Annotated in this window: 25 protein-coding genes and 1 pseudogene; 6 read left to right on the forward strand and 20 right to left on the reverse strand. The window is 42.9% G+C overall.

Going from position 1 to position 23,932, the window contains the following annotated elements; all coding sequences use genetic code 11:
- Positions 1–12 precede the first annotated feature (12 nt).
- Positions 13–222 carry a DUF896 domain-containing protein gene (locus MHB37_RS18140; protein WP_036687717.1) on the reverse strand — a complete coding sequence of 70 codons (210 nt, stop codon included), beginning with the start codon at positions 220–222 and terminating at the stop codon, positions 13–15.
- A 109-nt stretch (positions 223–331) separates the two neighbouring features.
- Positions 332–745, reverse strand: coding sequence for a LysM peptidoglycan-binding domain-containing protein (locus tag MHB37_RS18145; RefSeq protein ID WP_076128409.1), 414 nt, complete (start codon positions 743–745; stop codon positions 332–334).
- 251 nt (positions 746–996) lie between these two features.
- On the opposite strand from MHB37_RS18145, the gene lexA reads away from it, so the two are divergent.
- From lexA to MHB37_RS18165, 4 genes are all read left to right on the forward strand, one after another.
- Complete coding sequence (gene lexA, locus MHB37_RS18150) at positions 997–1,623, forward strand: transcriptional repressor LexA (RefSeq protein WP_036687720.1); 627 nt, start codon at positions 997–999, stop codon at positions 1,621–1,623.
- A 178-nt stretch (positions 1,624–1,801) separates the two neighbouring features.
- Entirely contained in the window at positions 1,802–2,140 is a 339-nt protein-coding gene (locus MHB37_RS18155) for a L,D-transpeptidase (protein ID WP_076128407.1), read from the forward strand.
- A 150-nt stretch (positions 2,141–2,290) separates the two neighbouring features.
- Entirely contained in the window at positions 2,291–2,671 is a 381-nt protein-coding gene (locus tag MHB37_RS18160) for a hypothetical protein (RefSeq protein WP_139329870.1), read from the forward strand.
- Positions 2,672–2,893: 222 nt separating this feature from the next.
- Entirely contained in the window at positions 2,894–3,472 is a 579-nt protein-coding gene (locus tag MHB37_RS18165; RefSeq protein WP_076128403.1) for a hypothetical protein, read from the forward strand.
- 105 nt (positions 3,473–3,577) lie between these two features.
- On the opposite strand, the gene MHB37_RS18170 is transcribed toward MHB37_RS18165, so the two are convergent.
- The 6 genes from MHB37_RS18170 to MHB37_RS18195 form a co-directional block, all read right to left on the reverse strand.
- Complete coding sequence (locus MHB37_RS18170; RefSeq protein WP_340391878.1) at positions 3,578–4,360, reverse strand: MBL fold metallo-hydrolase; 783 nt, start codon at positions 4,358–4,360, stop codon at positions 3,578–3,580.
- On the reverse strand, positions 4,361–4,852 hold the full coding sequence (locus MHB37_RS18175; protein ID WP_312148871.1) for a cupin domain-containing protein: 492 nt from the start codon (positions 4,850–4,852) through the stop codon (positions 4,361–4,363).
- A gap of 32 nt (positions 4,853–4,884) precedes the next feature.
- Entirely contained in the window at positions 4,885–5,088 is a 204-nt protein-coding gene (locus MHB37_RS18180) for a DUF5316 domain-containing protein (protein ID WP_076184440.1), read from the reverse strand.
- Between the two features lie 426 nt (positions 5,089–5,514).
- Positions 5,515–6,204: a hypothetical protein gene (locus MHB37_RS18185; RefSeq protein WP_340391880.1), complete on the reverse strand. Its 690-nt coding sequence runs from the start codon at positions 6,202–6,204 to the stop codon at positions 5,515–5,517.
- Between the two features lie 728 nt (positions 6,205–6,932).
- The gene (locus MHB37_RS18190) at positions 6,933–7,715 is read right to left on the reverse strand and encodes an SDR family oxidoreductase (protein WP_405168334.1); all 783 of its coding nucleotides are present in this window, start codon (positions 7,713–7,715) and stop codon (positions 6,933–6,935) included.
- Positions 7,716–7,999: 284 nt separating this feature from the next.
- The gene (locus MHB37_RS18195; protein WP_405168335.1) at positions 8,000–8,767 is read right to left on the reverse strand and encodes a nucleotidyltransferase domain-containing protein; all 768 of its coding nucleotides are present in this window, start codon (positions 8,765–8,767) and stop codon (positions 8,000–8,002) included.
- 213 nt (positions 8,768–8,980) lie between these two features.
- Between MHB37_RS18195 and MHB37_RS18200 the strand changes: the two are divergent.
- Positions 8,981–9,133: pseudogene (locus MHB37_RS18200) on the forward strand (YHYH domain-containing protein); the annotation flags it as partial.
- Positions 9,134–9,147: 14 nt separating this feature from the next.
- Complete coding sequence (locus tag MHB37_RS18205) at positions 9,148–9,591, forward strand: site-specific integrase (protein ID WP_405169613.1); 444 nt, start codon at positions 9,148–9,150, stop codon at positions 9,589–9,591.
- A gap of 117 nt (positions 9,592–9,708) precedes the next feature.
- Here the strand turns inward: MHB37_RS18205 and glnA are convergent, their stop codons facing one another.
- The 12 genes from glnA to mutL all read right to left on the reverse strand — a co-directional run bounded on the left by glnA (position 9,709) and on the right by mutL (position 23,924).
- Positions 9,709–11,037, reverse strand: coding sequence for a type I glutamate--ammonia ligase (gene glnA, locus MHB37_RS18210; RefSeq protein WP_036687730.1), 1,329 nt, complete (start codon positions 11,035–11,037; stop codon positions 9,709–9,711).
- A 33-nt stretch (positions 11,038–11,070) separates the two neighbouring features.
- Entirely contained in the window at positions 11,071–11,481 is a 411-nt protein-coding gene (locus MHB37_RS18215) for a MerR family transcriptional regulator (protein WP_019910684.1), read from the reverse strand.
- A 62-nt stretch (positions 11,482–11,543) separates the two neighbouring features.
- Positions 11,544–12,818 (reverse strand): methionine gamma-lyase family protein, encoded by a 1,275-nt coding sequence (locus MHB37_RS18220; RefSeq protein ID WP_076184443.1) that lies wholly within the window; start codon positions 12,816–12,818, stop codon positions 11,544–11,546.
- A gap of 133 nt (positions 12,819–12,951) precedes the next feature.
- Positions 12,952–14,241, reverse strand: coding sequence for a GTPase HflX (gene hflX / locus MHB37_RS18225; protein WP_076128387.1), 1,290 nt, complete (start codon positions 14,239–14,241; stop codon positions 12,952–12,954).
- A gap of 254 nt (positions 14,242–14,495) precedes the next feature.
- The gene (locus MHB37_RS18230; protein ID WP_076098759.1) at positions 14,496–15,470 is read right to left on the reverse strand and encodes an AAA family ATPase; all 975 of its coding nucleotides are present in this window, start codon (positions 15,468–15,470) and stop codon (positions 14,496–14,498) included.
- A 317-nt stretch (positions 15,471–15,787) separates the two neighbouring features.
- On the reverse strand, positions 15,788–16,444 hold the full coding sequence (locus MHB37_RS18235) for a YdcF family protein (RefSeq protein WP_076128385.1): 657 nt from the start codon (positions 16,442–16,444) through the stop codon (positions 15,788–15,790).
- 2 nt (positions 16,445–16,446) lie between these two features.
- On the reverse strand, positions 16,447–17,001 hold the full coding sequence (locus MHB37_RS18240) for a DUF402 domain-containing protein (RefSeq protein ID WP_036687739.1): 555 nt from the start codon (positions 16,999–17,001) through the stop codon (positions 16,447–16,449).
- A 186-nt stretch (positions 17,002–17,187) separates the two neighbouring features.
- Positions 17,188–19,746 carry a PBP1A family penicillin-binding protein gene (locus tag MHB37_RS18245; protein WP_340919201.1) on the reverse strand — a complete coding sequence of 853 codons (2,559 nt, stop codon included), beginning with the start codon at positions 19,744–19,746 and terminating at the stop codon, positions 17,188–17,190.
- 139 nt (positions 19,747–19,885) lie between these two features.
- The gene (hfq, locus tag MHB37_RS18250; protein ID WP_036687741.1) at positions 19,886–20,125 is read right to left on the reverse strand and encodes an RNA chaperone Hfq; all 240 of its coding nucleotides are present in this window, start codon (positions 20,123–20,125) and stop codon (positions 19,886–19,888) included.
- 19 nt (positions 20,126–20,144) lie between these two features.
- Entirely contained in the window at positions 20,145–21,125 is a 981-nt protein-coding gene (gene miaA, locus MHB37_RS18255) for a tRNA (adenosine(37)-N6)-dimethylallyltransferase MiaA (RefSeq protein WP_405168336.1), read from the reverse strand.
- Positions 21,115–21,894: a class I SAM-dependent methyltransferase gene (locus tag MHB37_RS18260; RefSeq protein ID WP_076306034.1), complete on the reverse strand. Its 780-nt coding sequence runs from the start codon at positions 21,892–21,894 to the stop codon at positions 21,115–21,117. Before MHB37_RS18260 ends, miaA begins: the two co-directional genes overlap by 11 nt.
- A 44-nt stretch (positions 21,895–21,938) precedes the next feature.
- On the reverse strand, positions 21,939–23,924 hold the full coding sequence (gene mutL, locus MHB37_RS18265) for a DNA mismatch repair endonuclease MutL (protein WP_076306035.1): 1,986 nt from the start codon (positions 23,922–23,924) through the stop codon (positions 21,939–21,941).
- Between the last annotated feature and the right edge of the window lie 8 nt (positions 23,925–23,932).

The raw sequence follows: 23,932 nt of genomic DNA on the forward strand, positions 1-23,932 counted from the left end.
AGGAACAGCGAGCTAATGTTTAAGCCCCTTGTTACCTTGTTCATGCTCATCGTTATCTACTACTTCAATAGTATTTAATTGTGCTCGGAAGTTATTGCGGATATTCCCCAGGTAAATTTCACGAAGCTTGGCGCGTTCCGCCACTTCCTCTTGATTAAGGCCTACGCTCTTCTGTTTGCGTGCCAATTCGTTAATTCGCGCGACCAACTCATCAATATTCAATACTTTCCCTCCCCCTATAAATTAATTCTAACTCTGCCATGAGAAAAAGAGCTTGTCAAGGTCTACTCCCTGCAAGCTCTACTGGTCATTCTATTATGTTCTCAGAAAATTAATAAATAGGTAAAGTAAGTATGTCTCCAGCGTTAATTTGACTACTCTTAATCCCACTTGAACGTTTAATTCCTTCTATATAAACAACTGTCTTCATATCAGCTGGTTTATTCTTAAGAGCAATACTCCATAGTGTATCTCCACGTTCAACCACAATCCGCTTCTCTTCCTTCATTATAGTCGTCGATCCTGCAAACACATTTCCCACTACTGTTAGGCCAGATAATACTAGCACGAAAATCAATATTAACTTAATAAAGAAATCTTGACGGAACAACGAAATCATCCCTCCAAGCAAACGTTCCGTTATCTCTTTCACCTTAGCGGAATTACGGGCAACGTCATTATGTCCTATAGATTCAACCACAGGGGCCTTGTCGTAGATGCTGCGGTATGTACTGTATTTTAGCATAATCATCATCCTCCAAACACTTGTTCTTACTTTCGAATTTATAATAACACGAACATGTGTTTTGTTCAATACTATTTCAGAACAATTGTTCTCTTTTTTTCGAGAGACTCAAGCGGTTCATTTTATTATCATTTGTCTACCATTTTTTAACTCTAGCAGATTAATATTTATAATAGTTAGAACTTATGTTTGTGCGAACGGTAGTTCTATGTTATAATTTTCCCAAACATTACTATATGGGGTTGATTCCAATGTCAAAGATTTCAAGTCGCCAGCTGGCGATCCTGGAATTTATACGAAGCGAAGTCCGCAGCAAGGGTTATCCACCTTCCGTCCGGGAAATTGGAGAAGCTGTTGGCCTTGCTTCCAGCTCCACAGTTCACGGTCATTTGGACCGGCTTGAGAAGAAGGGACTTATTCGTCGAGATCCAACGAAGCCACGTGCAATAGAATTACTAGGCCAAGAGGATTCAGAGAATGTTCACCAATTCGCGCAGACCATCTCACGGATTCCTGTTGTAGGTAAAGTTACCGCCGGGGTACCTATCACTGCTACAGAGAATATCGAAGACTACTTCCCACTTCCTACTCACTATGTAGGTGACAACAAAGTATTTATGCTGTCTGTCATGGGTGATAGTATGGTGGACGCAGGCATTATGAATGGTGACTATGTGATTGTTCGCCAACAACAAACAGCGGACAACGGAGATATCGTTGTAGCCATGACCGAAGAAGATGAAGCAACCGTTAAGACCTTTTACAAGGAACGTGATCATATACGGCTTCAGCCGGAGAATCCAGCTTATGAGCCGCTTCGCCTTAATCGCGTAACTATTCTCGGAAGAGTCATCGGATTGTTTCGAGATATCCACTAAGTATGCACTTCTAACATAAAAGGCTGTTCCGCATATGCGGAACAGCCTTTTTTCTACGTTTTTTTGCTTTTCCAACCACTTACGAACATTTGTTCCCAATGGCTAAAATGGCCATTTTCTATGAATAACCCTTTAGGCGTTCTGCTCATATCCTAATTAGAAAGGAGTGTTGCGTATAATGCCCAACTACCGAATTATTGTAGATCTGACCCAACGAATGTTATATCTTCTGGACAATGATATTGTGATTAGAGGTTTCCCTGTCGGCATCGGTAAGATGTTAACCCAATCCCCAGTGGGTGAATTCACTATTATTAACAAACAACCCGACCCAGGGGGTCCCTTCGGTGTTTTTTGGATGGGACTGTCTAAACCACACTACGGAATTCATGGAAACAATGACCCTTCCTCCATTGGGAAAGAGGTGTCCCACGGCTGCATCCGGATGTACAACGAGGATGTGTTAGCACTCGCTGCTATTGTCCCTATAGGCACACGAGTAACGATAAGAAATTAAATTCGAATGGAGGCTCGGCAACCCCCAAATCACATTAAAAAATGGGGGGCATTACATAAGTAAGTATTTTTTCATTAGCATACTAGGAGTTTGGTGATTATATGTCGAATATTGTTAACAGGATTGCAAATTGAAAAGGATGTGTTTAGTTTGAATAATTCAAAAATTAGAACCCTCGTCGATTTTAAAGTCGATGCACTGGGTAAGCTGTCCGGTTTACTTTTAAATGATGAACAAGCTAGTGGAAAAAAAGTGAATTTGCTCACCTCTTTTGGCAGCATTCAGGGAATCGTCTCTCCAACCGTCTCCAACAAAGAGGATGTATTTGATTTAAAATCTTTGATGGATGATGTAATTGTAGACGAATACATATCTTATTTGGGAGCAGAACACCCTGATAAAAATTTCAGCTATAACTTTGTTGTCCTCAATGACGTTACTGTAAGACCTTATGCTAGTTATGGGACTCCGATCGAATACAAACAGCTGATTGTTTATACCGATCATATCACTGCCTTCAATTTTCTATAGGTTTACATAATCACCTTAAAAAGCACTCTTGCAGCAACCCCCAATTTTGCATCATTTGCAGAATCGGAAGGTTTCTCTGGGTGCTTTTTTTGGGTTAATCGTGAAGCCGATCCTATAATTCCACGAATTTCCCTTTTAAAAGATACTAGTGGAGATCATTCAGGCATATCTTTCAATAAGCAACAATTTGAGTCTAATGAGATAACTAGGAGGTGTGATTATATGCTGATTATCCTGATGTACTTATTTGCTATTTTAGGAGTTGTTTTAATTCTAAGTGCCGCCATTATAAAATTGAAAACGCTATCTGCTTCATCTGAAATTTCTAAGCTAGTTAATGCGACCTCATCTTTTAACATCAGCTTCACCAAAACATTCATTCCCCCCAATCAATCTCACTTGATCGCACTTAACGAGCCTAATAAAAAATTAGCAATTGGCACCAAAAATCCGAAGAGTAACAAAAAAGCAGTAGCAAAGCTATACTCATTTGATAATGTAATGGGATCCGAGATTGTGGTTAACGCACTTACCCTTTCAAAAGTATCCAAAAGACATCAAAACAGCAAAACTACTGCAACAAGTGCAGATATTAATGTCCTTAAGGACACCGATGAAGAAGCTAATGTGATAGAAGAGCTTACGCTTAAAATATATATGAACAGCAAAGAAACGCCTGTGTATTGTATCTCCTTCTTGCCGGGTTTATTGCCTATTCAACAATCCGACAACCAGTACAAGGAAGCTTACTCCCAAGTACAACAATTGCATGCACTGTTCAGGTCAATCGTATCTGAATAATTAAGTTGTTTTTTGCGCAATAAGATGTGTGAATTATTTTTCGCAAAAGCCTTTGATGTAGACACCATATCGCCATACCCCCATTTGTTTTCGACATAGAAAAATCTAAAATTGCACACTAAACCCATCAAACTGGTGAATGCCCGTACCATGTTCCACTACCTTTTGCTCACGTAACTCACGAACTGCCTTTTCGACCTCTTGTAAAATAGATGGATCTAAACCCAGTGTATTATGAGAACCGAATACTTGGGTAACTCCTGGAATTTCCGTAATCTTTTCTAAGGATGCCACTAAATCAACCGGACTAGTCGAAGGGTAAAAGGCATAGATTGGCGTAACGTCATACAATAAATCACCTGTAAACAGATATCCGTTGGCATGATCAAAAAGGCTGATATGACCTGGCGAATGACCTGGTGTGTGGTAAATTTCTATTTTGCGCCCGCCTATGTCGAGCACATCCCCTTCTTGTAAAAGAGCTGTTGGTTTCCCTTGAAAAGGTATGTAGGTGTTAGGATCAAAGGTTTCAGGAACAGGAAGGCTGATGTCCCGGCTCATATCTTTACGAATCTGGGCAAGGGACAAGCCTTTTATTCCGTTAATCAGCCAATCCGCATCCTCTTTATGTACATAGATTGTCTCGAATTGCCCATGACTGCCAATATGATCTGCATGCACATGCGTAGTTATGACAGCGATAGGTAAATCCGTTAACTGATCCGTTATTCTTTTTATATTATCAATACCTAATCCCGTATCAATTAACGCGGCTTGTTTTTGCCCCAAGAGTAAAAAACAATGCACCTTTTCCCAATGTCCATATTCACTGATTGCATAGGTGGTCGGATCAATTTCCGTTACTGTAAACCAACGATCTTTAATCAATTACGCTCCCCCATTCCATTTTTCCCTTACATGCTCTTCTCCCTTACAATAATCCGCCTGTTCATCCGCTTGATAGATTTCTTGATAGGGCAAAATGTTGATTTTGCCTGAGTCTGGATATTCGCAAATATCTATTCCCTGATTCGTTCGGAGATCCAGATACCTGCATGGTGCATCGGAATGATTATAAAGCTGGTGCGCCCCTTCCGGTCCCATTTCAAAAAATATTACATCCCCTTCAGTAACCTCCGTAAAACCCTCGGGTGTTCTTAACATCGCTTTTCCCGCTAAAATCACAAATATTTCTTCAGCATTTCTATGAAAATGATAAGGAAAAGAATATTTATCAGGATCTAAAGATCTGATATCAAAAACTAAATGCTTGGAGCCCACCATTTCAGCTAACCTTTCACTCGTATGCCAAGCAAACTCTGGGATCGGGGACTGTTTTTGTGTAAAAGAGACCGTATTTTCATTAAAAATCTTCACCATCTGCAACACTCCTCCTTATGTTGTGCGTTCATTTACAACAAATAAAGAATCCCAGCTACAGCTAATGAAATAAGACCACCTAAAGCGGACCAATTCGCTACTTTGTTTTTAGCTTTACGGTCTTGCTTAGATTCCGAATAAAAGTTACCTCTTTGTTGTGTACCTGTCGTGAAGGCTCCAACACATATACCTGAAATTATAAAGAAGCCCAATCCTATGTAAATAAAAATTTGCATGAACTTACTCCTTCCCAGGAAAGAATTAGTAATCTATATATAAGATATTTTAACATTAAATCCCTCTACTACGTGCCATGACTTTCGGACCCAGATGACGCTATTTGCTAATTTTGAGCCTTTGAAGCATGGTTTCGGACTCCAGTGACGTTATTCCTAAGGATGAGGCTCATATTGAGTGTTTTTAATGCTAATAGCGACTATGGAGTCCTTTAGTATCCCAAATGTGGGGTAAAGCTTCGTATAAGGTCTGCTGGATCCTATAGCAGGCTCATACGCGAAATTTGCAACCTCAGCAAACGAAAATTGGCGTTCGAATGAAGTAAGGTACCAAAAAGAAGAAGAAGTGTGCCAACAACCATTTTTTTGATTATGGTTATGGCACACCCCTTCTACTCCGCACAACTCCTTCGGCTCTGATCACACTTAATTCCTTTCAAGTTCAAGTGTTGCCAGTGAAACCATCACCCAAGGTGCAAACTTATTCGACGAATCCCCCTTAGGATTGTGTATCCGAAAAAGAAAAGCTTCCCCCGCCTGATTCTTCCAGACCATATAATCTTCTATCCCTTTATCACCGGTTGCCTGCAGATATAGTTCAGCAAAACCTAGAGGATGTTCAATTAGTTCCCCGCTATGGTCGTTGGCTTTGCCAATTGCAGAAAGCTCGGTTTGTCCCTGCTGCTTCAAAGCTGTGAGATCGTAATCGGCAGGTAAGTGTTTAATTTCGGCATAATAGGTTGGATCCTCAGTTAATGATAAACGACCAGACTGTGAGTCTAGTGTGAAACCCTGAAAAACATACAGGGAATATCCATCACCTTTCCCAAGTGTACCTTCTTGCCCTGAGACCCCTCCCTCCTGTTCACCAAATGCTTTGGTCTTTGGCCGATCGGATGTTAGAGGATCAGTGGCCTCCGGACTGGCGGACTCCTGCGCCTCCATAGAAGGAGTAGCAGAAGGTTCAGGAGTGCTTGTAGCTTCAACAACTGGCATTGTCGCTGCACTTGACGCTGTAGGTTTTGCCTCGTCTGTTGTTTTATTGTTACTACATGCACCGAGTATTGAGGAAGACAGAAGAATACTAATAACTGTAGTTAATAATATTTTTTTCATTACGCACCTCCTTATTACTATAATAGTTATTACCCACATGAGTGACGTGTCCTCTTATTCTTCAAACCTTTTCTCAATTTTATTGCTACGGATTGAAAAATTTCAAACAATCGACTCGTTCTTATTTACAGCTATGGAATTGTGCTCGAAATTCAAATTGTTCCCAGACGATTCGGGCACCTACTATCTTAATTAATGCCACCAGATTCCATAAAGTGACCCATGAGATCTTAGTTCTTCTCGGTTTCATAAGGTTAATTGGACTGAGCAAGAGCAAGGTAGACGATAAAACAATTAAGTAAAACAAATTCCACAAAACACTTTAATTAACACATTTTCAGAAAAAAATTAAATAGCGACTCACAGCCAACCGCGGGGGGGTTCTGTAAATCGCCATTCTTAATGATCTGTAACTCAGATTGTGCCAGTCCGTGCATATCTGTGACAATCACGATAGCGGATTTGGTGGAAGGTGCGGAAGTATTGTAGCTATTGGTACTTTTATTGGTATCAGCGAACGTATAGGTGCGTTGATTGACATATATGAACCGTTACTAATAATTATTTAACCAGAAGCCCTCGAAGAAGTCGACTTCGAATCACTGCCACCAGGACTGGCTGAATTTGATATAAGACCCATCAAATTATAATGCCTCGTCAGCATTATCACTGACGAGGCGATTTTCACATCGTATTAGCTAGGTGTCTCATTGAGCTATCGTTCTCCGTTAGTTGAATCCACCCGTGGAATGTAAAACTTGGCCGGTAATCCACTCCCCATCATCGGTGGCTAAGAATGCAACCAGACGAGCTGCATCCTTAGGCAATCCTACTCTACCTGTTACAAATTGCTTAGATAACTGCTGTCGTAGGTCAGGAGTCATCCAGCCGGTGTCTGTGGGTCCAGGATTTATCGCATTTACGGTGATGCCTTTCGGACCCACCTCTGCTGCAAATGTTCGTGTGAAAGCATCTATTGCCCCTTTCGTTGCGGCATACGAGATTTCACCAGCCATGGGGCCTAGTGATTGGCCCGATGTCATATTAATAACTCGACCACCTGCCGATTGCGTAAACCGTCTAGCGAATTCCACACTAAGCATAGTTACCGCCCTAACATTAATTGCGTAGTGTGCATCCAAAGACTCTGGGGTAATCGTGGTTAAGTCATCGTTAACCGAATAACAAGCATTGTTAACAAGAATGGAAGGTTCTCCTAGCTTCTGCTCAACGTTATTTAATAAATCCACAAAGCTTTCAGGTGCAGAAAGATCCATCATTAGGTGTTCGCAACGAACGCCCATGGAACGTATTTCCTCACAAAGTTGCTTTTGCTCCTCGTTATTGCTACCCCAGGGCATCTGTTGATCGTAACTAACCCAGTGTGTAAAAAATACATCAGCGCCTAGATAGGCCAACTCTTTGCACACTGCAGCACCGATTCCTGTGCTGCGACTTGCACCTGTTACTATTGCGATTCGACCTGTTAATCTGCCAAGTGTAGTATTCATGGGTCTTTTCTCCTTTTTATTTTGAAGTCGCATTAAACTGCGGTGACTATTGTGCAAATCTGCCCGTTACTTCAATGAAAACAGCAGGCTACCGTAGCGCCTGCTCATTAATGTGTATTATTCAACTAAAGTTCCTGTTAGCTCAATAGTCTTATGTTTTAATTAGAGTCGCTGCTTATAGTTGTGAGGCTTGCCGAACACCTAACGCAGTGACGTCCCGACGGGCTTAGGGGGCTGGATGTGGTCACTCGCTTCTCAGAGTGACCCGGAGCGTCAATATGGTGTTAGCCGAAGGAAGTTCTGGAAGCAGCCATTGTATTTAAGGCGTTCTCAAAATAGCTATATACTTCATCTGCAATTCCCAGAAACTCTTCAACAAGTACATTACTATCCAAGTAACAAGCATACAGATAATCAACTAAAGCGGAGTCAATCTCACAATAGTTTAATATGGCATTCTTCATCTTAATAATGTCATCTTGCCATACACCTGTATCTTCTAAAACCAAAGAGTATAATGCACGAATTAATCTCTTAGAGTAACCTTTAATATATCTAATTTTCATTGTGTTATCACTAGCATTAGAAAGTAAACTATGTATACGATCTACTTCCTCCTTGGTCTCTGTATTTAAGTCTAAAATGAACTCTGGAGAAATAATTATCGGTGGTACTTTTTCACCAACGTCATGACCATATATGCAAACACAAATTATCTTTACCCAAAAACCCCACTCATTTGGTTTACTTAATACATCGTCAATCGAGCAAATTATCGTATCAATCTTAGTTACTATTGGATATTCTTCCAAAAGCCTGTCTTTAATATTTGACAATCTTTCGTAATCAATATCTTTGGGATTTACACATACAATAGTAAAGTCTGCATCTGACTTAAAAGGTTTAGCAGTTCCTTTTGGAATCGAGCCACACATATAAATGCTATGAATCTTACCTTTGAATTCGGTAAGTATATTATCTATATACTTATCAACAAAATCCTTATATTCACTTTGTATTTCAATTCTATTTATAACTTTTTCTAATATCATATAGACTCCTCCTAAACTAAGAACTTCTTTCGGCTAACGCCTTTTTGCGAACTTCGTAAATTCGTCATGACTTAAATTATTCGCGAAATCATTCAACTATCCTGCCCCGTTAGCTTAATAAGGGATAAGTGAAAATGTATTCTGATAGACTACTCCAAGAATCAAATATTGGGGTATTTATTTTTTATGAAAAGAATTTTTGTTTCAAGCTTCATGTCACTTTTCTTATTATTGATGCCTGTACTTGCTGAGGCACATCCAGGACGCACAGATGCAAATGGGGGTCATTATTGCCGCACAAATTGCGCAAAGTGGGGACTGGAAAACGGAGAATACCATTACCACAACGGTGGAGGTTCAGATTCTAAACCGGCTGCCACATTTGTAAGACGTTAGATTTTTCAGCTGAGGATGAAGCAACTCTATTCGGAGATACAAAAACGTTTAATTCGCAACAAACGATAAAAATTAGTCAATCTATCATTAGCGATCTAAAGCAACACATTAAATATCAGAACCAAAATAAATTAGCTTGGAAGGGTTCCTATAGAGATGATGGAAACTTCATGCCAAAGTCTTCTTTATTCAATTCTTTTTCGCGAATTATGAAACGTATTGGTCTCCCGGCGATACCGATTCATTCTTTTCGTCACACTCATGCAGTGCTACTACTAGAAGCAGGCAATGATATGAAGTATGTTCAGGAGCGACTCGGACACGGAAGTATTACAATTACATCTGATGTCTATTCTCACATTTCCAAGAAGGTTGAAGAAAGTAGTATGGAAAAGTACGAAGCCCACATGAGATCTATCCTCGAATAGCACCCACTATTTATTTGTGGGCATTTTGTGGGCACCGTCATTATAGAGGTCCCTTACTACTCCCACGCTCACACAAAAAAAACCCTCAACACCAAAGGTGTCAAGGGTTTAAAGGTTCTAGTACAAAGTCATGTATTGGTTTCTTTCCCACTCATGAACTTGTGTCCGGTAGATATCCCATTCGATTTCTTTCAGCTCGTAGAAGTGAGCCAGGGCATGTTCGCCGAGAGCTTCGGTAATTACATGGCTGCGAATCATTTCGCTTAGCGCTTCTTTCAAATCGGATGGCAAGCTTGGGATGCCTTCTTCAATACGCTCTTCCTCAGACATCACATAGATGTTACGGTCAATTGGAGCTGGAAGATCAAGCTTACGCTTAATTCCGTCTAGCCCTGCTTTCAACATAACAGCAAGTGCGAGGTATGGGTTAGCTGCCGGGTCCGGGTTACGAACTTCAACACGTGTGCTAAGCCCTCTCGAAGCCGGGATACGAATCATCGGGCTACGGTTACTTGCAGACCAAGCTACGTAACAAGGTGCTTCATAACCAGGAACAAGGCGTTTGTAAGAGTTCACTGTCGGGTTAGTAATCGCTGCAAAAGCACGAGCGTGCTTCAAAATACCAGCCATATAATAACGTGCAGTTTTGCTCAGACCTAGCTTGTCACTTTCATCGTAGAACATGTTTTCTTTGCCATTAAACAAGGATTGGTGAGCGTGCATACCAGATCCGTTAATACCAAACAATGGTTTAGGCATAAAAGTTGCATGCAAGCCATGTTGACGGGCAACCGTCTTCACGACGAGCTTAAAGGTTTGAATTTGGTCAGCAGAAGTGATCGCGTCAGCATATTTGAAATCAATTTCATGCTGGCCGGAAGCCACTTCATGGTGGGAAGCTTCGATTTCAAAGCCCATTTCTTCAAGGGTCAATACGATTTCACGACGGCAGTTTTCCCCTAAGTCTGTAGGAGCTAAGTCGAAATAACCACCTTGGTCATTCAATTCTGTAGTTGGGTTACCTCTTTCGTCTGTTTTGAACAAGAAGAATTCAGGTTCAGGTCCAACATTCATCGCTGTAAAGCCCATTTCTTCGGCTTCCTTCAGACAACGCTTCAGGATACCACGTGGGTCTCCAGCAAATGGAGTACCATCCGGCATATACACGTCACAAATCAGACGTGCAACACGGCTATCAGTCACCCAAGGGAAGATTACCCAAGTATCAAGGTCTGGGAAGAGATACATATCGGATTCTTCAATCCGTACATAACCTTCGATGGAGGAACCATCAAACATCATTTTGTTGTCGAGTGCTTTTTCCAATTGGCTAACCGGAATCTCTACATTCTTGATAGTACCTAACAGATCTGTAAATTGCAGACGAATGAAACGAACATTCTCTTCCTTGGCAATGCGTAAAATATCCTCTTTAGAAAAGCTCACGTGATCCTCTCCCTTTCAAAACTCTGTATATTATTATTTATTAAAAAACCGGGATAACTCACCTTGAATAAGCGATACCTGTCCCGGTCTTTTACCGGAAACTAGTTCTTGCTTCAGCAAACGGTGAAGCTGCGAATCTGATAGCTCTCTACGTCTAACCTCTGTGTCAGGGGTAATCACAGTAGCTTCTTCGGATTCCTTCGAGACTGGGTTCATTACTTGCTTGATGCCAGCAATGTTAACACCCTTTTCAATCAAGGCCTTAATTTCTAATAGGCGCTCAACATCATTAAAAGAGAACAAACGTTGATTCCCAGAGGTACGTGCAGGTACGATTAGACTATGCTGTTCATAATAACGAATTTGTCTTGCAGATAAATCAGTTAACTTCATTACAATTCCAATAGGAAATAATGCCATATTTCTGCGGATTTCATCACCCATGACTCATCCAACCTTCCAATGATCTTTTTCTGATCTCATTGTACATTTCCTAATACAGCGTGTCAATGGTGTGTAAGATTTTCTGACAGTAATTTTCGATCACGCATACTTTGGAGTGCCATCAAAACGCCATATTTGACATGGGAGTAGGTTAATCCCCCTTGCATATAGCCAATATAAGGCGCACGGATAGGCGCATCTGCCGATAACTCTAAGCTACCACCTTGTATAAACGTACCTGCCGCCATGATGACAGGATGTTCATATCCCGGCATATCCCATGGTTCTGGAACTACATGGCTGTCTACCGCCGCAGCACGTTGAATTCCCTGCACGAAGGCAATCAAGTGATCCGGTCCATCAAAGGAAACCGCCTGAATCAAATCTGTACGAGGTTCATTCCACGCTGGTTTCGTCTCAAACCCGCAGCGCTGAAATACAGCTGCCGCAAAAATACTGCCTTTAAGGGCTTGTCCAACTGTATGCGGAGCCATGAACAGACCTTGGTATAACCCGCGGGTAGTTCCTAACATTGCGCCTACCTCGCCACCGATACCAGGAGCTGTAAGACGGTACGCTGTAAGCTCTACTAGATCTCTGCGCCCACAGATGTATCCACCCGTCTCAGCAATTCCACCACCAGGATTTTTAATTAATGAACCCGCTACTAGATCCACTCCAACCTGCGGAGGCTCAAGCTCTTCAGTAAACTCACCATAGCAATTATCAACGAACACAATAACATCCGGTTTCAATGACTTCACTCTCGCTGTCATGTCACCTATTTCGGCTACTGTGAAGGAAGCACGCCAATCATAACCACGCGATCTTTGGATTCCAATTACTTTAGTTTTCTCATTGATAGAGAGAGTTACCTCTTCCCAATCAATCTTACCCTCTGATGTAAGGGCAACTTCCCGATATGTAATTCCGAAGTCTGCGAGTGAGCCTGTCCCATCTCCTGCTTGGCCAATCACCTTGTGTAAGGTATCGTACGGACGACCTGTGATGTATAAAAGCTCGTCTCCTGGTCGCAGCACACCAAAGAGGGCTGTTGAAATGGTATGTGTTCCTGAAGCAAAATGAGGGCGCACCAAAGCTGATTCCGCACCAAAAACGTCAGCATAGACAAGATCCAGCACTTCGCGTCCACGGTCGTTGTAAGCATACCCCGTTGAACCCGCAAAATGATAATCACTGACCTGATGACGTTGAAACGCTTCAATAACCTTCCATTGATTCTTATCGACAATTCGATCAAGAGCTTTGACTGCACCTTCGATTTCAACTTCTGCGGACTCTGCCGCTCCTAAAATATCTTCTGCAAAAACTGCCATTAGTTCTTATTCGCTCCTTACATTTACTTGCCATCATAATGACAGAAAGCGACAGTTGCCTGACGCTTTTTGTCATTAGCTATTATTTTATACCTATACAACAAGCATTTCCACTTTAGGGGAACAAAGAAGATTACGGCTGGTCCACAAAATCAGCAAGCATGTAACCCCATTTATCATAATCCTCTTTATTAAGACGGACGTTATAGATAACATCGTTCTCGTCATAGGTAGTTTCCAGAACCTCACCCACTCTGTAAAGCAGAGAAGAAATATCGCCTCGGTCTCCAGGAATGCGAAAATTCAGCGTATCTCCAGCCAATTCATCAGAGATAATTTCAATAATCCGGGTTAAATCCTCAGGGTTAAACGCACTGATCTTCAAAAAACCTGTACCTGTTGGCAGCATTTCCAGTTGCTCAGGCTCACATAGATCGATTTTATTAAAAAGCACTATTTGCGGTTTGCTGGCTGCCCCTAAATCTTGCAAAATAGTTTGCACAATCTCCATCTGCTCCTCACGCATTGGAGATGAGGCATCCACTACATGCAACACCAGATTGGCCTCATTGACTTCCTCCAGCGTTGCGCGGAAAGATGCCACAAGATCATGCGGAAGATTCTGAATGAAGCCTACAGTATCCGTAAGCACTACCTCTTTGCCACCCGTTAGTTGAAGCACACGTGAAGTAGGGTCAAGCGTAGCAAACAATTGATTCTCAATATAAACATCCGCATCCGTAAGCTGCTTAAGCAACGTCGATTTACCAGCATTCGTGTAGCCGACTAGAGCAACCTGCACTGCCCCTGCCTTACGGCGGCGTTCACGGTGCAATTCACGGGTTTTAACTACCTCATCCAACTGGCGTTTCAACTCCGTAATCCGACCGCGAATATGACGGCGATCGGTCTCAAGCTTACTTTCACCTGGCCCTCTGGTTCCTATACCCCCGCCTAATCTGGATAAGTTTTTGCCTTGACCGGATAACCGCGGCAAAAGATAGGACAGCTGTGCCAGCTCTACTTGAATAATACCTTCTCGTGTTTTGGCCCGCCCAGCAAAAATATCCAAAATGAGCTGCGTCCGATCAATAATCTTCAGATCCAGAGACTCTTCAAGGTTCCGTACCTGCGCTCCAGATAATTCCTGGTCAAAAATAGCCGTATTAGCTCCAAGACCATCAGCGGCCATGCGGAGCTCTTCTACCTTACCTTTCCCGATAAACCATTTTGAATCCGGTGTTTCCTTATTCTGACGCAACACATCCAGGACTTCAACACCTGCTGTTTCTGCTAATTGTACTAATTCCTGCAGAGAAAGCTCTGGGTCAATACCGGTACGTTTAATTTTATCTGTGACGAGAGTGACCAATATCGCCCGATCTTGAATATCCGTTTCTGTATCATGCGTAGTTATTGCCATTTATTCATGCTCCTTATGACGGTAATAGAATCTTTGTGTACCATTTAATCAGTTTTTCACTTCTTGCTGATGTTATACAGATGAACCTGTTCATTCACAGCGCTTCAAAACATTTTATCATAAGTTTCATTGGTAATATAGGCTGATAATGGAACGGCTCACCATTCTGTCAGCATTTTCATTATGATAATCTTCAATCTTTTATAAAAGATAAACCGACTAAGCACGTAAAAACTTAGCCGGTGTCAATTTATTTAAGAGATTATACTCTCCCCTTTTGAATAATCATCGACCGGAAGAACAAGGTCTCTCGGTAAGATCTCCATCAAAGATTGTTTGGATATTTTAACATGTCTGCTTATTAATCTAACCGCTTGATGGCGGATTGCCTGCTCGAGGATATTGCGTACATACCGCGCATTACTAAAATTTTCTTCAATAATTTTCTCATTAAGGATTAACTCTTTTAGTTTCCCGTTTGTTTCTGGAGTAATTATATAGTCTCTTTCAGCTGCCATTTTATGTGCAATCAGTATCAGTTCATCTGTTGTGTAGTCCTGAAAATCAAGTTGAATTGGAAAACGTGAGGGAAGCCCGGTATTAGCCTCCATGAACATCTCCATTTCATTTGGATAACCCGCTAAGATAATGATGAGATCATCATTCCTGTCCTCCATAACCTTTACAAGACAGTCGATTGCCTCTTTTCCAAAATCCTTATCTCCGCCTCTAGCCAAGCTATAAGCCTCGTCAATGAATAATACGCCACCCATAGCCTTCTTAACAAGGTCTCTGGTCTTTTGAGCTGTATGCCCTATGTATTCCCCCACTAAATCCGCTCTCTCTACTTCGATTAATTGACCTTTACTTAATATGCCCATATTCTTTAACAGCTTGGCAACGATTCTTGCTACAGTTGTCTTTCCAGTCCCGGGGTTGCCTTTAAACAACATATGATAAACCTGATTAACTACATTTAACCCCAGTTCTTGTCTCATTTTTTCCACTTGGATAAGCGCATGAATTTCATATATAAGATCCTTCACCTTTTCAAGACCGATAAGCTCATGAAGCTCTTGCAGGATTTCTTTTGTAGATTCTAAATGATTATTTTGAGCCAGCGCGCTCTCCAATGTTTCATTCGTAATATTTGTTGGGTCTTGATTTTTGAAAGTTATATTCATTCTGGAATCATTAATGGTTATCTTTCTTAAATTTTCTTCACCCATTGTAATCACCTCGTTAGAGCATTATATGCAATAACTGAATGACATCATGCACTTGTTTTAAAGAATGGGGTTTCGACATTGGATTCCCTGCTATCTCTCGCATCTTCTACGATGGTACACGAGGATAAAATGACCGAAATGCATAAAAGTCATAAGCAGACATTTATTTTTTTATCATTTCACAACCCCATTATTTTTGATATACAAATAACAAATAGCCCCCCTTTAGAGTTTAGTCCATTTGGGGGCTGGCTTTTCTAATCAAGTCTCTTCCGGAATAGGAAGCATTATTAGAAGATTCTGATATTTGGGAACAATTACAGGAACAACTGCTGGATTTTCCATTTCGTATAGGCTAGAATTTCACGCGACTTATGCCTTGTCATCGACAGAACAGTGGATTCAGTAAGCCCCAGTTCAGAATTCACATAACCGAGCTCGTCCGCGATTTCGTGTGAACGCCATCCATGATATGTATGCGTAATAATAATTGCTGAGGACAATCCCTCACTTGTCATAATTGCTTTGCTATACAGAAGATTCTCGTAAGTGCTGGTAGCTTTATTTTCAACAGAAATGGCGCTATCCGGAACTCCATGAGCTACTAAATAATTGCGCATGCCTTGACCTTCGGTATATTTAAGATCAGGTTTATCCAAACCTCCAGAAACTATGAAATGCGGGAACATCCCCTCTTGGTAAAGCTTAAGCCCGTAATCCAATCGTTCCTTCAATCCCGGGCTAGGTTCATCTCCCCACATCGACATGCCAAGAATGATCCCTGTATCGGCTTTGAGCATAGGATCTGTCGTTGCAGCTTTATTGATATTCCTCAATGCGTACGCACACCACAACAAACCAACTACAACAATAACCATTAAAGCAATAAGCAACGTTCGTTTAGACCAAATTCGGCGTTTTTTGCGAACAATCCGAATCGGGGAAGAGTCTCTTCCATAAACGTACCATTCCATCTTTATTTCCTCCTGAATTCTCCATGATGAAATAATTCGGCACGATGTTTCAAAGAGAGTGAGAAATAAGGGAAAGCATGAGCATCGATGCCACGTAAAATAGTATGGGCAGTCTCCCAGGCTAGCTTATAATCGCTTTCTGAGATGTCTTGCCTCTCCAGTGCTTCCTCCAGTTCATCCTCATCGAGCAAAAACACCTCGCCGTTCCAAAGTACTACCACGTCCAGATACAAATCGTCAAACCAAGGCACACCTTGGTCAGTAACGCCTTGCACTTTACAGGTGTCTATGTACCATTGAACAATATTTTGTTTTTCGTCGAACATAGCCGTCACAATATAGTGACTATCTTTCGGAAAATATTGCAACCAGGAATAACCTTTATCTGCAATACGATATGTATGTCGTCCATAGCTCTTCCACAGTGGTTCTTTCAGCCCGTAGATGGTATAAAGCGTAATATATCCGCTGAATTCCCGGCTCTCCACATAGCGGCAGGCAAAATGGCGACGCGTAATCCGGCGCCAGTTGGCCCGGTCTCCGAATTTACGTTTCATAGAAATTACCCTCTCCAGTATGGTCTATTCAGCTTAACACATTTAGAGGATACACTCAAAATATCCCGCAAAATACAAGAAATTTTTCTTCTAAACCTAATAAAAACGGCAGTCCAGCTTCGCTCTATAAATAAAGCAAAGCTGGACTGCCATGGATAAAGCTATTGTTTGAAATTCAAATTCGTTTTATTGAGTGGAAGAATCCCCATTCACAAAACCTGTCTCTGGATCAGGGTTTGTGGATACATTCCCACTCTCATCGCCGGAACCCTCTCCACCGATAGTGGGTTCTGGAGTTGGGGTCGGCATTGGTGTTGGCGGTGGCGGGGTGATTTCAGGGATTGTAGTACCACCGTCATTTCCGCCACCCTCATTGCCGCCTCCGTTATTGCCACCATTTCCATTCTCTCCGTTGTTGCCACCGTCCTCTGGGGTCGGGGTCGGAAGATTAGGATCTATGGTGGGTTCAGGGGTCGGCATTTCATCCTGCACGGATACACTAACCACATTGGAGGGTTCGCTCTCCACTTTTAGCGCAGGGTCATAAGTAGTTACATAATACTCGTAAACCAAACCAGGCAGTGCACTAAAATCGCCTGCGCTGGTAGTCACTGTATTTAACAGTGAGGCAAATTCAGCTTCCGATGTCTCTCTACGATAAATACGATACTCAACGCCGGCAACAGGAACTGCCTCCCAATTGAGATTTACAGTCATCGTAGAAGGATCATATGCTGCTGATAGTCCAGTAACGGTCTGAGCTGTTTCTGGTGTTTCAGTAGGCTCAGGAGCAATCTCGTTATCGAGCTGCGGGAAGGATTTCTTAGGAACATCCTTCAGCGCTTCCTCCATGACCTTACCCCAGAAAGCAGCGGCAAGCGGACTGCTGTTCTTAAGCAGATGCTTTTTACTTGGCTTGTCGTAACCCATCCAGACTGCTGCAGTCCATTCTGGCGTATAGCCTACAAACCATACATCACGGTTCGAGCTGATTCCAGAATATCCACTTTGCGTCGTACCGGTCTTACCGGCAACAGGACGGTCAATCCTAGCTTTTCTACCCGTACCGCTCTCCACGACCTTCTGCATCATCTCAGTCATTTGATAAGCTGTTTCCTTACTCATCACTCGCTCAGGCGTTGTATTCGCTTTGTAGACCGTCTCACCACTGCTATCAGAGATGGATTTAATGGAATAAGCCTCTCTTAGTTCGCCGCCATTTGCAAAAGCGCTGTAGGCTTGCGCCATTTCCAGCGTATTGGTCCCTTTGCTCATGCCTCCAAGAGCCAGCGATAGGTTCTTATCCTCATCTTCCAATCCAATGCCTAGTTTCTTGGCAAATTTAAATCCGGTATTCACACCAATTTCATTGAGCAGCCAAACAGCCGGAATATTCTCTGATTTCTGAATGGCATCACTCATGTTGATGCTCTTAGAATATCCGTGCAGGTTGGTTGGACAATAGTTCGCGAAACATTGCTTCTCGTTGCTTAGCGTTGAATTCATGGTGAATTTCCCAGTTTCCAGCGCTGGAGCATAAGAGACAATTGGTTTGAAAGCAGAACCTGGAGAACGACGGCTGCCAGTTACACGACTGTAGCCTTTTTTCTCATAATTCCGTCCGCCAAGGAGTGCGACAATGCTGCCATTCTCCTGATTCACAATCGTCATTGAGCCTTGTACCAGCTCTTCATCTACACTCTTTTCAAAATTATCACTATCTGCAAAAGCATCTTCAACCGTTTCTTGAGCATGCTTATCCATGGTAGTGTAAATTTTGTATCCGCCGATATTCAGATCATCTTCTGACAATCCAAATTTTTCTTCCGCCTCATCTACTGCAAAATCAATAAATGCTTGATAACGCTGTTTCTTTTCTGGCGGCTTATAGTTATAATCTACGGCTTTTGCTTCGTCTCTTTCCTGCTCCGTAATGTACCCTTGCTCATACATAAGCTGAAGCACTACTGCCCGGCGTTCCTTCGAAAGATCAGGGTTACGCAGCGGGTTGTAACGAGACGGGCCTTTTGGCATGGCCGCCAATGTCGCGATTTCCCAAACCTTAAGCTGACTCAAATCACTTTTACCAAAATATCTTACTGATGCTGCTTTAATTCCGTAAATTGTACCCCCGAAGTTAATCCGGTTCAGATACATGGTAATAATCTCTTCTTTAGATTTCTGATTCTCCAGGGCTACGGCAATCGACACCTCAGTTGCTTTACGGAAAAACGTCTTGTCCCGTGTCAGGAAGATGTTTTTGGCGAGCTGTTGAGTAATGGTACTACCGCCCTCTACCATACTTCGTGCGGCTATATCCTTTACTGCTGCCCGGCCAATCGACCATAAATCCACACCAGAATGTTCGAAGAAACGTTTATCCTCTGTGGCTACAAAAGCGTTAACCAATAACGGTGGAATTTCTTCATACTCTACTGGATCACTTTTCTCCAGTGATAATTCGCCGATTAAATTAGCATTGCGGTCATATACCTTAGTCGTTTCATTCACTGTTAGCTTATCCTGGTTCTCAAGCAGAAGCTTTTGACCATTTAGCATAATGAACAGATATCCACCTAATGCACAGAAAATGGCCAATGCCGTAGCGAAGAACAAGCTCCACAGCACACGCTTCTTCGTCAAAAATTTCTTTTTCTTTTTTGGTTTTGATTTTGGTTTTGATTTGGAACTGGACGATCCTCTATCTCTATTGTGATTCGTCCTGGATGTATCGTCTCTAGACATAATGCCTCCTGACTCCCTTTCGGAAATAAACATAAATGGTCTGCCATGAATGAAAAGAACAACCTTCACAGGTTGCTCTCTCACACTCTATTCAAACGATTTATAAACAAGAAAGGTTTCAATTCATTTTTGATAAATGTTATTCTTCACTACTGCTGTCTTGCATCAGTGATACACTACGTTGTGGTGTGAACGTGGAAATTGCGTGTTTATACACCATTTGCTGGCGTCCATCACTGTCAATGACGATTGTAAAATTGTCGAATGCTTTAATTATTCCCCGGATTTGAAAACCGTTGGTCAGATATACCGTAGCAGGGATATTTTCTTTGCGTAGTTGGTTCAAGAATGTATCTTGGATGTTAATGGACTTGTTCATATGACGTACCCCCAATGGTTCAATTAGATTGTTCAGAAGTATATTCAAGACCTGAGAGAAACTTTCCTGCTATTATACCACGTATTTTTGAGAAATTCTCAGAAAAGTTTTGTTCACCTTCGACATCGATCCACTCGATTTCCTTCATGTGGCGAAACCATGACAACTGTCTTTTGGCGAATCGGCGAGTATCGCGTTTAAGCAGTATCATAGCTTCTTCCAGCGTCAGCTCTCCCGCCAGGTAAGCGGCAATTTCCTTGTAACCCAATCCCTGCATGGACACAAGGCTTCTGCTGTAACCGTTATCCAGCAGTCCCTTCACCTCAGCAACGAGACCATCCGCCAGCATGCTATCAATTCGGTCCTCAATACGTTTATATAGTATTTTCCGGTCCATTGTCAAACCTATGAGACATAAGTCATAGGGAGATTCCTTCTTTTGAGCAGCATGAGAAGCGGAAAGTGTAGTGTTTGTCTGGTGTTGAATTTCCAGTGCACGGATAATTCTGCGACGGTCGTTAGGATGAAGTTTGGCTGCGCTGACTGGATCAACCGCCTCGAGTCTGGCATGCAGTGCAAGCGCTCCATGTTCTTCCGCAAATTGATCCTGCTCTTTACGGAAAGCTTCATCAGCCACTGCTTCCGAGAACTGAAAGCCGTAACATAAAGACTCAATATACAGTCCAGTCCCCCCTACGATAAAGGGAAGCTTCCCTCTAGCGCTTATCTCCTCGATGAGTCTAGTGCCCTGCTCTTGAAATTCAGCGGCAGAATACGCATCCTGCGGATCATGAATATCGATCAGGTAATGGGGAATGCCGTTCATTTCGGCGGGTGTAATCTTAGCTGTACCAATATCCATACCACGATAAACCTGCATCGAATCGCCGGAAATAATCTCAGCGTTATAAGCCGCTGCCAGCTCCAGACTTAACCGGGTTTTGCCTACGGCAGTTGGTCCTAACAGCACTAGAACCTTATGCCTTTCTTTAGTTGTCAATGTGTATCACCCCGTACGATGTTTTGGAGTTGCTTCGGAGCAGCTCAGTAAACCCTAGACGTTCAAATTCGCCACTCAAAGCCTTTTCTTTTAAAAGAACAGTCTTACGGGCGACCCTAACCGCTTCGGCTACACTCTCTGTCGATAAGGCTGCACGGTTAGCGAATTGCCGCAGCGGGGAAATCGAGGCAGAACCCGTCAGAGGCACGCGAAACATAGGATCAAAGTAAACAATATCCACACTTCGATCTGGTTGAGACCGTAAATAATCCAAATGTTCACTATGCACGACATTAACTCTGCGTAAAGCCTCATTGACCTTTACTTGCCCAGAGGTGTAATGAGACATCCCTTCACTGAGCAGTGCGTACAGCGGTAATGAGCTCTCCAAAGCGATAACCTCTGAGGACTCACCACCATGTACAGCAAACAGTAAGGAGTCAGCTCCTAATCCAGCTGTACAATCCAATACGCTATCTCCGGGAAGCATTCGAGCCGCAACAAGCATCGGCTCGATCTCACCCTTTAGAATTCGTTTAGCGCGAACGAAGCCCATGCTCGGATGAAACTCCATAGGCTCCATTCCTAAGCGGTGTAGTCGAACAGCGTCCTGAGATAGAATCAGAATATCCTCATCTCCGTAATGTTCAACCATCCTTGTAATGGAGAGCTTCTCACGTGGAGCATAACTACAACCCGTTCTCTCCGCAAGGCTTTGCGCGCGTTCTACTATTTCCATTATCGGGCTATACCCCGTAGTTATAATCATGGTGCCTCCAGTCTTGCTCTTAACAAATTTCAAAAAATGTATAATTACATAACCCGCTTGAACAATTTCTCTAAATCATAGGATGAAAAAGAGATCACAATCGGCCGTCCATGTGGGCAAGTATACGGTTGTTTGCACTCTGCCAGTCGGGACAACAGAGCCTCCACTTCCTGTTCTGTTAGTTTATGGTTGGCCTTAATCGAGGCTTTACATGAACACAGAATCGATGACTTTTCTCGTAGCTTCGCAAGATCAATCATACGCTCGCTTAAGACCCACTCCGCCATTTCTTCAACGACCGCCTTCTCATCCCCTTCAGGAAACCAATAGGGCAAAGAACGAACAAGAAAGGTCTGTCCGCCAAAGTGCTCAAGGTATACCCCGGCCTGCTGAAACCAATGTAGACGTTCACTAAGCTGACGACTTTCAGAAGGCGTGAACTCCAGTGTAATCGGCAGTAGCAGCTCCTGTGAGGCATCCTCCGGCCGACCAAATTTCTCATAGAAGTATTCGTAATTAATACGTTCATGTGCCGCATGCTGATCGATTAAATAGAGTCCTCCATCATTCTGGGCAATAATATAGGTCCCATGATGCTGGCCTATATAATTAAGCTCAGGAAAGGCCGGAAGTCCAGGCTCTTCTTGTTGTGGTGGAGCCCATAGCTTCTCAACCGAAGGGAGCTGCTTCTGCGCCATTGACGTTTCTTGCGGGCGATAGCTATTGGAATAACTAGTATTCGCATTAGTTTGGCGCCCCTGCGAAGATGAAGACGGATAGCCTGATCCGTAAGCTGGAGCTACCTCGCGAGCTACCTGATGATCCGCCTGACCATCCTTGCTAAAATCACGGGAATTACGGTCAAGGTTCGATGACTGTAGTCCACTTAAGAAGCTGGCAGATCCCTTAGGGGCTGTATCCTTCTCATCACCATTCGAAGATGACGGCGGAACAGCTCCTTTGGAAAAAGCAAATTGCTCCTGGATAAAGGAGCTGCTGCCCTTGGGTCCGATTGTTTCCTTGCTTGGACGTGGAATCAGACTTTGCCCCAGCAGTATTTTGCGGATCTCCTGCTCAACAAAGGTGTAAAGCTCATTCTCTTTACTGAATCTAACCTCGAGTTTTGCTGGATGTACATTGACATCTACCAAAGAGGGGTGCATATCCAGTTCAAGAACTAATAACGGATAACGGTTAATCGGAAGCAAGGTGTGATAAGCACGCATGATTGCTGCGTTCAGTCCATTACTGCGAATATAACGTCCACCGACAATAGTAGTGATTGCATTTCGATTGGAACGTGTCCATTCTGGACGACTAATATATCCGGAAATCCGGTAATCCAAGTCTTCTGCCGTAATCGGCAGCATTGCTTTGGCGGCATTGGTTCCGTAAACAGCTGCGATGACCTGCAGCAGATCACCATTTCCGAGCGTATGCAGCAGCTGATTGCCATTATGATGCAAGGTAAAAGAGATCCCCGGATGAGCCAGCGCCATGCGGTACATGGCATCTGAGATATGGCCCAGCTCCGTCTGAATACTCTTCATATATTTCAGCCTTGCCGGCGTATTAAAAAACAATTCACGAACGGCAAGATCACTTCCCCGGCCGGAAGGAGCGTCCTCATTTCGTATGAGATTGCCACCCTCAATGTCTACTAGGCGCCCTTTGCCGTCATCGGCAGTTGCAGTTAGAAGCGATACCTTGGAGACCGCGGCAATACTGGGAAGTGCCTCTCCGCGGAAGCCTAAGCTTGTGATTTGAAATAGATCGCGGCCATTCAGAATTTTACTTGTAGCATGCCGGTAAAAGGCGGTCTCGCAATCTTCAGGATCAATCCCGGAGCCATTATCTTTAACGCGGATGCTCTGCAAGCCCCCCTCTTCTACCGATACCTCAATTCTTGTACTGCCAGCGTCAATTGCATTCTCGACAAGCTCCTTTACAACAGAAGCTGGCCGCTCTACTACTTCACCCGCAGCTATCTGGTTGGCAATATGCTCGTCCAATATATGAATTTTGGCCATTTCATTCA

It is taken from the genome of Paenibacillus sp. FSL H3-0286 (assembly GCF_045040705.1).
In the GTDB taxonomy this organism is placed as follows: Bacteria; Bacillota; Bacilli; order Paenibacillales; family Paenibacillaceae; genus Paenibacillus_AQ; species Paenibacillus_AQ odorifer.

Coding starts and splice junctions, on each gene's coding strand:
- MHB37_RS18260 (WP_076306034.1), bottom strand. CDS start 21,894: ATGATTATAACTACGGGGTATAGCCCGATAATGGAAATAGTAGAACGC.
- MHB37_RS18215 (WP_019910684.1), bottom strand. CDS start 11,481: ATGGGTGATGAAATCCGCAGAAATATGGCATTATTTCCTATTGGAATT.
- MHB37_RS18195 (WP_405168335.1), bottom strand. CDS start 8,767: ATGATATTAGAAAAAGTTATAAATAGAATTGAAATACAAAGTGAATAT.
- MHB37_RS18235 (WP_076128385.1), bottom strand. CDS start 16,444: ATGGAATGGTACGTTTATGGAAGAGACTCTTCCCCGATTCGGATTGTT.
- MHB37_RS18190 (WP_405168334.1), bottom strand. CDS start 7,715: ATGAATACTACACTTGGCAGATTAACAGGTCGAATCGCAATAGTAACA.
- MHB37_RS18230 (WP_076098759.1), bottom strand. CDS start 15,470: ATGGGTGAAGAAAATTTAAGAAAGATAACCATTAATGATTCCAGAATG.
- MHB37_RS18145 (WP_076128409.1), bottom strand. CDS start 745: ATGCTAAAATACAGTACATACCGCAGCATCTACGACAAGGCCCCTGTG.
- MHB37_RS18220 (WP_076184443.1), bottom strand. CDS start 12,818: ATGGCAGTTTTTGCAGAAGATATTTTAGGAGCGGCAGAGTCCGCAGAA.
- MHB37_RS18155 (WP_076128407.1), top strand. CDS start 1,802: ATGCCCAACTACCGAATTATTGTAGATCTGACCCAACGAATGTTATAT.
- mutL (WP_076306035.1), bottom strand. CDS start 23,924: ATGGCCAAAATTCATATATTGGACGAGCATATTGCCAACCAGATAGCT.
- MHB37_RS18180 (WP_076184440.1), bottom strand. CDS start 5,088: ATGCAAATTTTTATTTACATAGGATTGGGCTTCTTTATAATTTCAGGT.
- MHB37_RS18175 (WP_312148871.1), bottom strand. CDS start 4,852: ATGGTGAAGATTTTTAATGAAAATACGGTCTCTTTTACACAAAAACAG.
- MHB37_RS18185 (WP_340391880.1), bottom strand. CDS start 6,204: ATGAAAAAAATATTATTAACTACAGTTATTAGTATTCTTCTGTCTTCC.
- hflX (WP_076128387.1), bottom strand. CDS start 14,241: ATGGCAATAACTACGCATGATACAGAAACGGATATTCAAGATCGGGCG.
- MHB37_RS18245 (WP_340919201.1), bottom strand. CDS start 19,746: ATGTCTAGAGACGATACATCCAGGACGAATCACAATAGAGATAGAGGA.
- lexA (WP_036687720.1), top strand. CDS start 997: ATGTCAAAGATTTCAAGTCGCCAGCTGGCGATCCTGGAATTTATACGA.
- hfq (WP_036687741.1), bottom strand. CDS start 20,125: ATGAACAAGTCCATTAACATCCAAGATACATTCTTGAACCAACTACGC.
- MHB37_RS18240 (WP_036687739.1), bottom strand. CDS start 17,001: ATGAAACGTAAATTCGGAGACCGGGCCAACTGGCGCCGGATTACGCGT.
- MHB37_RS18165 (WP_076128403.1), top strand. CDS start 2,894: ATGCTGATTATCCTGATGTACTTATTTGCTATTTTAGGAGTTGTTTTA.